The 12,947-nt window shown below is 33.9% G+C and carries 13 protein-coding genes; 10 read left to right on the top strand and 3 right to left on the bottom strand.

The window, feature by feature from the left end; translation table 11 throughout:
* The first annotated feature begins 131 nt into the window (after positions 1-131).
* The 3 genes from RM542_RS13100 to RM542_RS13110 are packed head-to-tail and all read left to right on the top strand — an operon-like array spanning position 132 to position 4,958.
* Positions 132-1,823, top strand: a complete 1,692-nt coding sequence (locus RM542_RS13100) for a M23 family metallopeptidase (RefSeq protein ID WP_311386201.1) — start codon at positions 132-134, stop codon at positions 1,821-1,823.
* Positions 1,824-1,881: 58 nt separating this feature from the next.
* A complete protein-coding gene (locus RM542_RS13105) occupies positions 1,882-4,296 on the top strand; it encodes a TonB-dependent receptor plug domain-containing protein (protein WP_311386270.1) in 2,415 nt (804 codons plus the stop codon).
* A 2-nt stretch (positions 4,297-4,298) separates the two neighbouring features.
* Positions 4,299-4,958: a hypothetical protein gene (locus RM542_RS13110; RefSeq protein WP_311386202.1), complete on the top strand. Its 660-nt coding sequence runs from the start codon at positions 4,299-4,301 to the stop codon at positions 4,956-4,958.
* A gap of 1 nt (position 4,959) precedes the next feature.
* Here the strand turns inward: RM542_RS13110 and RM542_RS13115 are convergent, their stop codons facing one another.
* The gene (locus RM542_RS13115) at positions 4,960-6,108 is read right to left on the bottom strand and encodes a cysteine desulfurase family protein (RefSeq protein WP_311386203.1); all 1,149 of its coding nucleotides are present in this window, start codon (positions 6,106-6,108) and stop codon (positions 4,960-4,962) included.
* A gap of 113 nt (positions 6,109-6,221) precedes the next feature.
* Here RM542_RS13115 and RM542_RS13120 point away from each other — a divergent pair, with 113 nt between their 5' ends.
* A complete protein-coding gene (locus RM542_RS13120) occupies positions 6,222-6,743 on the top strand; it encodes a hypothetical protein (RefSeq protein ID WP_311386204.1) in 522 nt (173 codons plus the stop codon).
* Here RM542_RS13120 and RM542_RS13125 read toward each other — a convergent pair.
* On the bottom strand, positions 6,740-7,282 hold the full coding sequence (locus tag RM542_RS13125) for a Smr/MutS family protein (RefSeq protein ID WP_311386205.1): 543 nt from the start codon (positions 7,280-7,282) through the stop codon (positions 6,740-6,742). The two genes, RM542_RS13120 and RM542_RS13125, sit on opposite strands and share 4 nt — an antisense overlap.
* A gap of 133 nt (positions 7,283-7,415) precedes the next feature.
* Between RM542_RS13125 and RM542_RS13130 the strand changes: the two genes are divergently transcribed.
* Genes RM542_RS13130 through RM542_RS13140 form a run of 3 tightly spaced genes read left to right on the top strand, consistent with a single transcriptional unit; the run spans position 7,416 to position 8,350 of the window.
* On the top strand, positions 7,416-7,679 hold the full coding sequence (locus tag RM542_RS13130) for a DUF2752 domain-containing protein (protein ID WP_311386271.1): 264 nt from the start codon (positions 7,416-7,418) through the stop codon (positions 7,677-7,679).
* A 12-nt stretch (positions 7,680-7,691) separates the two neighbouring features.
* Positions 7,692-8,030, top strand: coding sequence for a CCC motif membrane protein (locus tag RM542_RS13135; RefSeq protein ID WP_311386206.1), 339 nt, complete (start codon positions 7,692-7,694; stop codon positions 8,028-8,030).
* A gap of 8 nt (positions 8,031-8,038) precedes the next feature.
* Positions 8,039-8,350: a CCC motif membrane protein gene (locus tag RM542_RS13140; protein WP_311386207.1), complete on the top strand. Its 312-nt coding sequence runs from the start codon at positions 8,039-8,041 to the stop codon at positions 8,348-8,350.
* 31 nt (positions 8,351-8,381) lie between these two features.
* Here the strand turns inward: RM542_RS13140 and RM542_RS13145 are convergent, their stop codons facing one another.
* Positions 8,382-10,568: a RecQ family ATP-dependent DNA helicase gene (locus tag RM542_RS13145; RefSeq protein WP_311386208.1), complete on the bottom strand. Its 2,187-nt coding sequence runs from the start codon at positions 10,566-10,568 to the stop codon at positions 8,382-8,384.
* Positions 10,569-10,776: 208 nt separating this feature from the next.
* Between RM542_RS13145 and RM542_RS13150 the strand changes: the two genes are divergently transcribed.
* The 3 genes from RM542_RS13150 to RM542_RS13160 are packed head-to-tail and all read left to right on the top strand — an operon-like array spanning position 10,777 to position 12,915.
* On the top strand, positions 10,777-11,742 hold the full coding sequence (locus RM542_RS13150) for a KpsF/GutQ family sugar-phosphate isomerase (RefSeq protein ID WP_311386209.1): 966 nt from the start codon (positions 10,777-10,779) through the stop codon (positions 11,740-11,742).
* Positions 11,742-12,575 (top strand): twin-arginine translocase subunit TatC, encoded by an 834-nt coding sequence (gene tatC, locus RM542_RS13155; protein ID WP_311386210.1) that lies wholly within the window; start codon positions 11,742-11,744, stop codon positions 12,573-12,575. The genes RM542_RS13150 and tatC overlap by 1 nt, the downstream gene beginning before the upstream one ends.
* Complete coding sequence (locus RM542_RS13160) at positions 12,565-12,915, top strand: carboxymuconolactone decarboxylase family protein (RefSeq protein WP_311386211.1); 351 nt, start codon at positions 12,565-12,567, stop codon at positions 12,913-12,915. Before tatC ends, RM542_RS13160 begins: the two co-directional genes overlap by 11 nt.
* Positions 12,916-12,947 lie beyond the last annotated feature (32 nt).

Here is a 12,947-nt window from a genome sequence, read left to right on the forward strand (position 1 = left end):
CCTTAGTCAACCTAGCAATACTTTTATCATTTAATGTTATGGTCATTTAAGTGAGTTAATCTAAGGGTAGAAATTTCCTTTTTTAAAGATTGAACACTATTTCCTACTTTAGTAGAAATTTCTTTTCTACTATGCGTTTACCCCTTTTTAGCGTGTTCTTTATTGCCCTAACAATAGTTAATTCACAAGATAAATACCCTAAAAACGTATTTGCCAATCCTCTGGATATTCCTCTTGTTTTGGCAGGGACTTTTGGCGAATTACGTTCAAATCATTTTCATGCAGGTATTGATATCAAAACTCAAAGACGTCAAGGTCTTCCTGTCTATAGTATTGCAGATGGCACAGTTACTAGAATCAAAATTTCTCATTGGGGCTATGGAAAAGCAATATATGTAGCTCACCCCAATGGATACAATTCAGTTTATGCACATCTTCAAAAGTTTAGTCCAGAAATAGAAGCTTATATAAAGAAAGAGCAATACCGCAAAAAATCTTATCAAGTTGAGGTTTTTCCAGATTATGGAGAACTAGAAGTGAAAAAAGAAGCTGTGATTGCCTACTCCGGTAACACCGGGGGTTCATCTGGACCACATTTACATTTTGAAATACGTAGTAGTGTAACAGAAAAACCTACAAATCCACTTTTTTATGGCTATGAAGTCAGAGATGCAACCAATCCAACTTTAGTAGGCTTGTTCGGTTATCCGCTTTCAGAAAATGCTCAAATAAACCAAAACGCTAATAAGATTCAGCTTAATTTCACAAAACAAAGTGATGGTACATTTTTAGCAGATAAAGTTACGGCGCTAGGCACAATTGGTTTTGGTTTCAATGGTTTTGACCGTCAAGATATGGCTGAAAACAAGAATGGTGTTTACTCTGTCAAACAAACTGTGAATGGAAAAGTACACTCTAAATATAAATTTGAAACCTTCTCATTTGGAGAAACTCGTTATATAAACACTTTAATTGATTATGCCCATTTTGGAAAGTTCAAACAACGTATTCAGAAATGCTTCAAAGATGAAACCAATAAACTCAATATTTATGAGTCTTTATATCTTGATGGAAAAATTTTAGTTCAAGAGGGATTCGATTATAAGGTTGTTCTTGAAATTGCTGATATCATGAATAATACCATTACTGTTGTAATTCCAGTAGAAGGCAAGAAAGAAAGTTTAAAAAGAGAAAAGAAGATTCTTAAAACAGATAATTATATTCTAGCGAATAAACCTAATAGTTATGATCTAGATGCGGCCAAAGTCTATTTTCCGCCAAGTACTTTTTACAACGATTTTTTTATTGATTTAGAAAAAGGAGCAGATACAGTCACTATTCATAATAATACAGTTGCTGTGCATCGTAATTTTACAATCACTTTTGATACTGATAAATTTCCAAAAGAAGAACATAAACGGTTGTTCATCGCTAGAATTGATGACAAAGGAAATTTACGGCATAATAAAACATACAAACGAGGAAATACTTTTACAACAAGAACAAAAACATTGGGTTCTTACACTATGGCCAAAGACACTGTTGCCCCCAAAATAAGACCAAAAAACTTCAAGCCTAAAGAATGGTTGAGCAATTACAGGTACCTTAGCCTAAAAATTACAGATGATTTAAGTGGGATAAATACTTATTCTGCGACCATTAATGGTAACTGGGTTTTGATGGAATATGAACCTAAAACCAATACAATCACCTATAATTTTGATGATAAAATTGAAAATGAAACGCAATGTGATCTTAAAGTCGTAGTTACCGATAATGTTGGTAATTCGACTACCTTTGAACAGACCTTCTTTAGAAAATAATATTTTGAACAAAGCAAAACCATTGTTTTATGTCTTGCTTTTCTTTGGTGTTTTCACCATGTTTTCGCAAACTGCTTCTATAACTGGAATCGTTTTAGATGAAAACAACCTACCCCTTGAGAATGTTAACATCAGTTCTAAAACCTCAGGAACTACTACAAAAAGTGACGGAACGTATTTACTGCAAATTACAGCTGACACCAAGAATACAATCACTTTCTCGCATATTGGTCATAATAACATTGTTTTAGAAGATATAATTCTAAACACAAATGAAACTTTTGAGTTTAATCCTGTAATGAAAGTTGGAGCAATTCAAATAGCCGGGGTTGAAGTTTCTCCAACCGGAAAAAAGAGCATCACGGGTGTTATAACCGTTTCTCCTGAACTTATAAGACGAATTCCTGGTGCTAATGCTGGAGCAGAAAATCTTCTTAAATTACTCCCTGGCGTATCATTTAGTAATGAACTTAGTACTCAATATAATGTCCGAGGCGGAAATTTTGATGAAAATTTAGTTTATGTGAACGGTATTGAAGTCTACCGTCCTTTTTTAGTGCGTTCAGCTCAACAAGAAGGTTTTAGTTTCATCAATAGCAGTATGATTGAAAATTTAGAGTTTTCTGCTGGTGGTTTTCAATCAAAATACGGAGACAAATTATCTTCAGTACTTGACATTACTTATAAAATTCCGAACTCTTTCGCACTGCAAGCAGAAGCTAGCCTTTTAGGTGGTGGGTTAACCCTCGAAACGGCATCCAAGAATAATAACTTTTCAAGCATTACCGGTATACGTTATAGAAACAACGCACTCTTTATCAATAGTCAGCAAACGCAAACCAATGTAAATCCCACTTTTATTGATGCTCAAACATATCTGACTTATCGCCTATCAAGTAAGTTTAGGATTAACTTTTTAGGTAATCTTTCGGTTAATGATTATCAAAATGAACCATTAAATAGACAAACTAATTTTGGAACTATTGCTGAGCCTAGAGCTTTGTTAGTTTTTTATGAAGGACAAGAAAAGAACAAATATCAAACGGCCCTAGGGGCCATCAAAGCAGATTACTTTTTAAATGATGTCACTAAATTAGAATTCATAAGTTCTTTATATCATACAACTGAAGAAGAGTTTTCAGATATCATTGCCACCTATGAATTAGGGTCAGTAGACACCAATTTAGGAAGTGAAAATTTGGGTGATGTTATTGATTCTAGAGGAATTGGAGCCCAACAAAATAGGGCAAGAAATCAACTAGACGCCCTTATTTTCAATCTTGCCCATAAAGGTGTTATCAAAAAGGAATCAAAATCATTAGAATGGGGAATTAAATTCGCACATGAAGATTTTAGAGATCAGCTTCGAGAATCAGAATTTATTGATTCCGCTGGATTCTTTATTCGACCACCTAATGCTAATCTCATTAACAATCAACCTGAGGAACCCTTTGAAGAAGATATCATCCCATTTGAAAGTGTTCGAGCTACCAATTTTATAAAAACTAATAGAGTATCTGCTTACACTCAATTTGATAACCGAACAAAAATAGGAAATAACAACATTTATTATAACCTAGGTATAAGGGCGCAATACTGGAGATTAAGTGGTGAAAATATTGAAAGTAATGTTCAGTTTTTAGTTAGTCCTAGAGTACAATTTGGCATCAAACCAGATTGGGAAAAAGACATGTTCTTCCGTTTTGCAATTGGCAGTTATCAACAACCTCCTTTTTATCGAGAACTACGAGACCTAAATGGTAATATAAATGCGCAGGTAAAAGCTCAGAAATCAATTCATCTTGTTTTAGGTAATGAATACAGCTTTAATTTATGGAATAGACCTTTTAAACTGGTAAGCGAGGCCTATTACAAAAAGTTGAATGATGTAAACACCTATACTATCGAAGATGTGCGTGTGCGTTACAGCGCAAATAACAATGCTAAAGCTTTTGCCTATGGATTTGATTTTAGACTCAATGGTGCTTTTGTGCCAGGTGCTGAATCTTGGGTAAGTTTGGGCTATTTAAGAACGGAAGAAAACATAGATAATCGAGGTTACATTTCAAGACCTACCGACCAACGATTAAAATTTGGGCTTTTATTCCAAGATTATATGCCCACTATCCCTAATTTAAAGTTATATCTAAACCTAGTATATAATACCGGCGTGCCAGGAGGTTCACCAAATAATGAAGATCCCTATGAATTTCAGAATAGATTAAGAGATTACAGACGTGCTGATCTTGGAATTTCATATATTTTTGCAGATAGAACTAATAAGCACCCTAAAGGTCATTGGCTGCATAAGTTTAAAGAGTTGAATGTTGGTTTTGAAATTTTCAATTTATTCAATAATCAAAATTCAATAACTAATACATGGGTAAGAGATGTTGATACGCAACAACAATTTGCAATACCAAATTTTTTGACCTCTCGCATCTTAAATCTTAAATTGAGTTCAAGGTTTTAAATATGATTTTAAAAAAACTGGTTTTCGTACTTTTTGTTCTAAGTGGCTTGATAATGCATGCCCAAAAAAATATTTATGAAAGCAATCGTTTTGATGAACTGAGTGAGGACCATGAAATTTTAGCAATTATTCCATTTCTAGCAAAACTAGAGCTTGAGCAAAAAATTTCTAAAGACGAGTTAAAGCAACTAGCAAAACGAGAAGGAAATGCCGTTCAAGACGCTTTAGAAACTTATTTCTCTAAAAGAAAAAAGAGAAAAAAATTCAATGTTGAATTTCAAAATATTGATGACACAAACGCTCTTTTAGCACAAAATAATATTACCTACGAGAATATTGATATTTATACCGTTAAACAGCTTTCAGAAATTTTGAACGTAGATGGAATAATAAGTGGAAATCTTGATTTGAACATTTTATTATCTAAAGGCGTTCCTACAGACTTCAACTTTTTAGATTATTTTAATGGTAGTTCAGATTACGGTAGAATAGGTATTAAAATAAGTGATGGCACATCAGGTAAACTTCTTTGGAAGTATGAAAAGCAAATCAACAAAAAGACCGGCAAAAATACCTCGGAACTTATTGATAAAATGATGAAACTTGCTTCAAAAAAGTTTCCCTATGATAAGGAAAAGAAAAGGAAGAAAAAAAGAGGTTAATCTAATTTTCAGCAAATTCTTTTAATACCTGAATCGTGTAATCAAGTTCTTCTTTAGTGTTGTATTTAGAAAATGAGAACCTCAATGAGGGCTTAGACAATTCTTCATCACTTAAGATTTCAGAAAGAACATGAGATCCTTTTGCACTACCTGACTGGCAAGCACTCCCTTTAGAACAAGCTATACCTTTTAAATCTAAATGAAAAAGTAACATCAATGATTTTTGAGCGTCAAATGGTAAACGAACATTAGTCAAAGTGTAGGTGCTTTTATCCAAATCTCCTGAAAGACCATTGAATTCTACTTCAGGAATTTCATTTTTAATTTTCTCAACGAAATACTTTTTAAGGTCTGATACAAACTTCTTTTCTACTTCTAAATTCTCGTAAGAAGCTATAAAAGCTTCTTCTAAGCCAACGATGTTATGAAAAGGCTCTGTACCCGCTCTAAAACCACGTTCTTGAGAACCACCTACAATTAAAGGCTTTAAACCAGAATTTCTTCTAACAAAGGCAAAACCTATTCCCTTTGGACCATGAAACTTATGAGCAGCTGCGGTTAAAAAATCAATAGGGTTTTCTGCCAAATCCCAATTAAAATGACCAACAGACTGCACTGTATCAGAATGAAACAACGCCCCAGCATCTTTGCATAATTGAGCAATTAGGTTTACATCAATGATGTTACCCAACTCATTATTTACATGCATTAAACTTACCAGCTTTTTTGAATCATTATGACCTAACAGTTTTTTTAGATGGGTAATATCAGGGTTCCCTGATTCATCTAAATCAACAAAAAGCAATGTTATACCATATTCTTTTTCCAATTCTTGGGCAGTATGCAAAACTGCATGATGCTCAATCTTTGAAGTAATTATTGTTTTTACACCTAAATCACGAACTGCGCAACGCAAAATCATATTATCAGCTTCGGTTCCACCAGAAGTAAAAATTATTTCAGCAGGGTGAGCATTCAAATACTTTGCAATAGTCTTTCTTGCTTTTTCAATAGCCGTTTTGGCAGAACGTCCAAAACTATGAGTAGAGGAAGGATTGCCATAAAATTCACCCAAGGCCTGTTGCATTTTTGTGATTACCTCATCACGGACCTGGGTTGTTGCGGCGTTGTCTAAGTATACCTTTTGCATTACTATTTCATCATTTTAGAATTTGGTAAAAATAGGTAATATTAAGTTAATTTCTTCCAAATTCAGTTGGACCAAATAGGATATTCAACAGGAATTCATGTAAATTTGAATTCATGAAAAGAGCTCTTTTTTTAGGATGTCTACTCACATTAATTTCTTGTGACGATGGAGACTTGCAAATCGAAACTTTAGATTTTGATAGTGTTGTTATTGATTTTTGTGATGACCCTATTGCAACTTCAAGTAATCTGCTATTTAAGATAAATGATGATGAAGCTTTAATTTTGACTTTAGAGAGTGGAGTTTTAAATAATGGCGAAATTGGAACGGAAACTGTAAGGGATTCAAGTTTAATACCAAGTCAATCTCAAATTACGTATCGTATTTTTTCTGAAAGCGTAACTGATGACTATTTCTGTGATGATTTTCCACCAGTGTCTCCAACAGTTATTGAAGAAATTGAAGCCGAAGATGGAATGGTCATTATCAATACAGTAATGAATGCCGATTCAACTTTATTCACTCATACTATTGAACTTAGCGGAATTTCGTTAGTTAGTAGTATTGGTGAAAGAATTACTGATCAGACAATTAATGAGTTTGGGGAAGTGACTACTGCGGTGCCAGCGAATTAACTGTTTTGAAAAATATATACCTCCGTTGCTCCTAAACCATACTTTTGGTATTCAGCATCATAGTGTTTTATGTTTTCATATCGATTAAAAAGATATTTCAATTCTTCTTTTAAAACACCTTCACCAACACCATGAATAAAAACTACTTTTTGAATTCGTTTTTTCATAGCGAATTCTAATTGTCTTTTTGCAGTATCCAATTGAAGATTAAGCATTTCAAAGTTAGTCATTCCACGAGTTGAAGCTGTTAGTTGATGAATATGCAAATCAACTTCCATTCTAGGTGCTGAACGTTCTTTTGGTTTAACAACCGTAAAATTCTTTCGTGCTTTTTCTTCTTTCTGTGTTTTGATTTCTGCAACTTCAAAATTACTTACTTCAAAAGCACCTTCTAAAAGTAGTAGTTGATTAGGTGTAAAATCTAATTTAAAACCATCTTCATCTTCAATAGTAATGATATCAGTTTGTATAGCAATCACCATTCCTTTGGCAGCTTCATCTAAAACCTCAACTTTATCTCCTATTTTAAATTTCGACATACTTTTTAGTTTTTAGCGAAAAAATATATTTGATTATCAATGGTATTCAAAAATAATAGTATTTTGGGCTAGATTAAGATAGAATTTAATGATCAATGCTACTCTTATTTATTTTTTAGCAATCAAAGATTACATGTTACCATGTTTTAGCAAACAATTGTTTGGTATTGATTGTCCAGGGTGCGGTTTGCAAAGATCAATTCTTCTTTTACTTAATGGTGAGTTTATAGCGGCTTTTAAAATGTACCCCGCAATTTATCCTTTGCTTGCACTTGCATGTGTTATACTATTAAATAAAATCATGGGCTTAAAGTATGCTACGCAAATGATAATGGGACTAAGTATTTCAAGTGTTGCATTAATATTAATCAACTTTTTCATAAAACTAATACACTAACAAATTTTAATTATGGAACAAAAAAAATTACCTAATGGCGTGCTTTCTATTGTACTCGGAATTTTTGGATTTTTATGCTGCTGTACCGGTATTCTAGGAGCTATTTCTTCTGGAATAGGGTTAAAATTAGCATTAAAATCTGAAAAGCTTTTCAAAGGAGCGCCAGAAGAATATGATAATTTTAGCCAGATTAAGACGGCAAAGATTATTAATATAATTGCCTTGGCATTGAGCGTGCTTATGATTATACGATGGATTTATATTATTTTCAATGCGGGTGGTTTAGGTCAATTTATAGAAGAATTTAAAGAAGCTTATGGCCAAGCCATGGAGCAATATGGTGAACAATAAATATTAGTATGAATCAACAACCTTTACCAGGAGCAATTACAGTGCTCACCATGGGAATTATTTCCATAGTGGGCACAGTATTGTGCTGCGGTCCATTCGGAATTGTTTTCGCGATTATCGGATTAGTAAAAGCAAAATCGGCTGAAAAATTATATTTAGAACAGCCAGAACAGTATAATGATTTTAGTAATGTTAAAACAGGAAGAATACTTTCATATATAGGTCTCGCTATTGCCTTAATTTATTTAGTAGTTGTAATAATTTATTTTGGCGCAATAATTGCCTATATAGCTTCAAATGGAGAATTTAATAATTTCTAAAAAAGGGCTGACTTTTAACGTCAGTCCTTTTTTAATTTGCAACTTCGCTCATAAACTTTAAGCGGTAAATTCTAAGATCATCTTCTTCATATTCACCGTCAAACTCAGAAACTGCTTCATCAATTGAATCTGATTCTGCTTCCAAGAAATAGTCATGAATCTCTTCTTGTTGATCTTCGTCTAAAAGTTCATCTACCCAATACGCTAAATTAAGCTTGGTACCACTAAAGACAATTTGCTCCATTTCTTTAATTAATTGCGGTATTTCTAAACCTTTAGCAGCAGCGATATCTTCTAAAGGCAACTTTCTATCTACATTTTGAATTATATATAATTTAAGAGCAGAATTAGCACCAGTACTTTTAACTACTAAATCATCAGGGCGAACAATATCATGTTCTTCTACATAGCTATTAATCAAGGCTATGAAAGGCTTTCCATACTTTTTTGCCTTGCCCTCTCCAACCCCATGAATATTTAATAACTCTTCCATAGAGATAGGATACTTCAAAGACATATCATCTAAAGATGGATCCTGAAAAACGACAAATGGCGGTACATCATTCTTTTTAGATTCCTTCTTTCTTAAATCTTTGAGTAGTCTAAGTAATTTTTCATCCGCTACGCCACCAGCAGATTTTGCAGCCGTGACTATAGCATCATCATTCTCTGGACTGTAGACATGATCTTTTGTCATCATAAAAGACTTAGGGCTATCTAAATATGCATGACCCATTTTTGTAACATGTAATACACCATATTGTTCAATCTCTTTTTTTAAGAGACCAGCGACTAGAACTTGTCTAGTTAAAGCCATCCAAAATGGTTCTTCTTTATCATCACCAATACCAAAAAAGTCTTTTTCATTTGTTTTGTGTGAGGTGATCAAGGCATTGGTTTGACCAACTAAAGCTTTTACAATCTCTTTAGTTTTGAACTTTTCCATGGTCCCTTTAACTACTTTCAAGAGTTTAACGACATCTTCTTTAGCCTCTTCTTTAGGTTTGGGATTTCTTGCATTATCATCCATCTCCGCGCCTTCGCCTTTTACTGCATCAAACTCTTCCCCAAAATAATGAAGAATAAATTTTCTTCTAGACATTGAGGTTTCGGCATAGGCTACAATTTCTTGCAAGAGTGCATTACCAACTTCTTGTTCAGCCACAGGTTTCCCAGACATAAACTTTTCAAGTTTTTCAACATCCTTGTATGAGTAATAGGCTAAACAATGACCTTCTCCCCCATCCCGGCCGGCTCGACCCGTTTCTTGGTAATAACTTTCGATACTTTTAGGAATATCATGATGTACAACAAAACGTACATCAGGCTTGTCTATACCCATTCCAAATGCAATAGTAGCAACCACAACATCAACATCTTCCATCAAGAACATATCTTGATATTTTGATCTAGTCTTTGCATCAAACCCAGCATGATAAGGAACAGCACTAACACCATTAACTTGAAGAACTTGCGCAAGTTCTTCAACTCGTTTTCTACTTAAACAATATATAATACCAGATTTTCCTTGGTTTTGTTTGACAAAACGAATGATATCTGCATCAACATTAATAGTCTTAGGACGTACTTCATAGAAAAGATTAGGTCTATTGAAAGATGCTTTGAAAACCTTGGCATCACTCATACCTAAATTCTTGATAATATCTTCTTGTACTTTTGGGGTAGCCGTAGCGGTCAATCCAATAATGGGAATATTATCATCTAGTCTACCAATAATACTTTTTAAATTCCGGTATTCTGGTCTAAAATCATGACCCCATTCAGAAATACAATGAGCCTCATCAACAGCAACAAAAGAAAGCTTTACGGTTTGTAAAAAATTAATATAATCTTCCTTAGTTAATGACTCAGGTGCTACATATAACAATTTTGTTACTCCATTGGTAATATCTTCCATCACCTGTTTAACCTCTGTTTTATTTAAAGAAGAATTTAAAACATGAGCAATGCCATGTTCTGATGAGACGCCACGAATAGCATCTACTTGATTTTTCATTAAGGCTATTAAAGGGGAAACTACTATCGCAGTGCCCTCTTGCATAATAGCCGGCAATTGATAACAAAGAGATTTACCACCACCTGTTGGCATAATAACAAAAGCGTCATTACCAGCCAATACGTTTGTGATGACATCTTCTTGCAGCCCTTTGAATTTTGTAAACCCAAAGTATTTTTTTAATGCAGCATGCAAATCCATTACAGTCGAACCAATTTTTGGTATTCCATTAATAAAACTAATATACCGGTGCTATACGTTTTCTTTGAAGAAAAGGGTCAGTGTTAGTGTTTATGATAGCACCCTTTTTATATCAAATAATCAATAATTACGATTACGTTTGTTTAATTTTGTAATCTTAAAGATAAGACATTCTTTTAGGAATGCAACTCAAAATATCAATATTACTTTGAAGCCTGTAAACTCAATTATTGACATCGCCAAACAAACTATCGAAAATGAGAGTGATGCAATTAAAAACCTTGTAACGCTGCTCGACAGTAATTTTGAAAATGCAGTTAACTGTATTCTCAAATCAAAAGGTAGGGTAGTTATATCTGGTGTTGGCAAGAGCGCCCTAATTGCTTCAAAAATTGTTGCCACCTTTAATTCTACTGGTACTCCAGCCATATTTATGCATGCAGCTGACGCCATTCACGGTGATTTAGGTACTGTTCAAAAAGACGATGTTGTTATTTGTATTTCAAAGAGCGGTAATACTGAAGAAATTAAAATGTTGATTCCTTTAATCAAAAGAGGTGGCAACAAATTAATAGGCATCACCGGAACAATGGATTCTATACTTTCTAAACAATCAGATTTTACTTTAAACACATATATCAAAAAAGAGGCCTGCCCCAACAATCTTGCTCCTACCACAAGTACCACAGCGCAACTTGTTATTGGTGACGCCTTGGCTATTTGTTTACTAAAATTAAAAGGTTTTAGTAGCTCTGATTTCGCCAAATATCATCCTGGTGGAGCATTAGGTAAAAAACTATATCTGCGGGTTGCTGATATCGTAGAAAACAATCAGAAGCCTGCAGTCTTAATTGATTCTAAAGTAAAAGAAGTCATCGTCGAGATTTCAAAAAAGATGCTCGGTGTAACAGCTGTACTTGAAAATGACCAGGTGGTCGGAATTGTTACAGATGGCGATATTAGACGCATGCTCAATAAGCATGAGAATATAGGCGGACTTACAGCTAAGGATATTATGACTTCTAACCCTAAGCATGTCAGCCCTAATATTTTAGCAATTAAGGCACTTGAGATAATGCAAGAACAAGGCATTTCACAATTGTTGGTCTTAGACGAAAACGATTATTTGGGCGTCATTCACATTCATAATCTTATAAATGAAGGTATTATATAATGGCAGAGGCAACTAAAAATCAAGAAGAAATGTCCTTTTTGGACCATTTAGAAGAACTTAGATGGCATTTGATTCGTTCGGTAATAGCAATTGTCATTGTTGGATGTGCGGCTTTTGTGATGAAAGAATTCATTTTTGACACAGTCATTTTTGGTCCAAAAAAAATGAATTTTCCGACCTATCAATTCTTTTGTAAAATAGCCACTTTTTTTGGTATTACTTCTGAGTTTTGCGGCGATTCGTTACCCTTTACAATTCAAAGTAGAAAAATGGCTGGGCAGTTCTCCGCTCATATTTGGACTTCAATTTGGGCAGGCTTCATTGTATCTTTTCCATATGTTCTTTGGGAAGTATGGCGTTTTATAAGCCCTGGTTTACACAAAAAAGAACGCAAACATTCTAGAGGATTTATTTTAGTTGCCTCTGCCCTATTTTTCTTAGGTGTGCTTTTTGGTTATTATGTAGTTGCACCTTTATCCATTAATTTTTTAGGTACTTATCAGGTAAGTAAAGAGGTTTTAAATGAGATAGATATTGATTCTTTCATTGCCACAGTGAGAGCATCCGTAATTGCATGTGGAATAATGTTTGAACTCCCAATTATCATCTACTTTTTAACTAAAGTTGGATTGGTAACTCCTGAGATTCTTAAAAAATATAGAAAGATTGCCTTAGTTGTGGTACTGATACTTTCTGCAGTTATAACACCGCCAGATGTTGCAAGCCAGATTGTAGTATCTATACCTGTACTAATTTTATACCAAGTAAGTATTTATATATCAAAATTAGTCATCAAACGTGATGCAAAAAGAGAAGCAAAATATGCCAAATAAAGTTGAAGAGTTCAATACCTACCGGGTTAAAATGAACGACAAATTACTCGCCGAAAACAATAAAGTTATTAAGCGAATATTTAACCTTGACACCAATGCCTTTTTACCTGGTGCTTTAGATGTAAAAACTAAAGAATTATTGGGTTTGGTAGCCTCTACCGTTATGCGATGCGATGATTGTGTTAAATATCATCTTGAAAGCTCAATGGATAGCGGTGCGTCAAAAGAAGAGGTAATGGAAACCTTGAGTGTTGCCACTTTAATTGGAGGCACTATTGTAATTCCTCATCTGAGAAAAGCTTATGAATATTGGGAAGAATTAGAAGATATAAAGCATTAAAAAAATCACAAAGCATATCCTTCTGAATAGGA

This window comes from Croceitalea sp. P059 (assembly GCF_031846365.1).
Classification (GTDB): Bacteria; Bacteroidota; Bacteroidia; order Flavobacteriales; family Flavobacteriaceae; genus Croceitalea; species Croceitalea vernalis.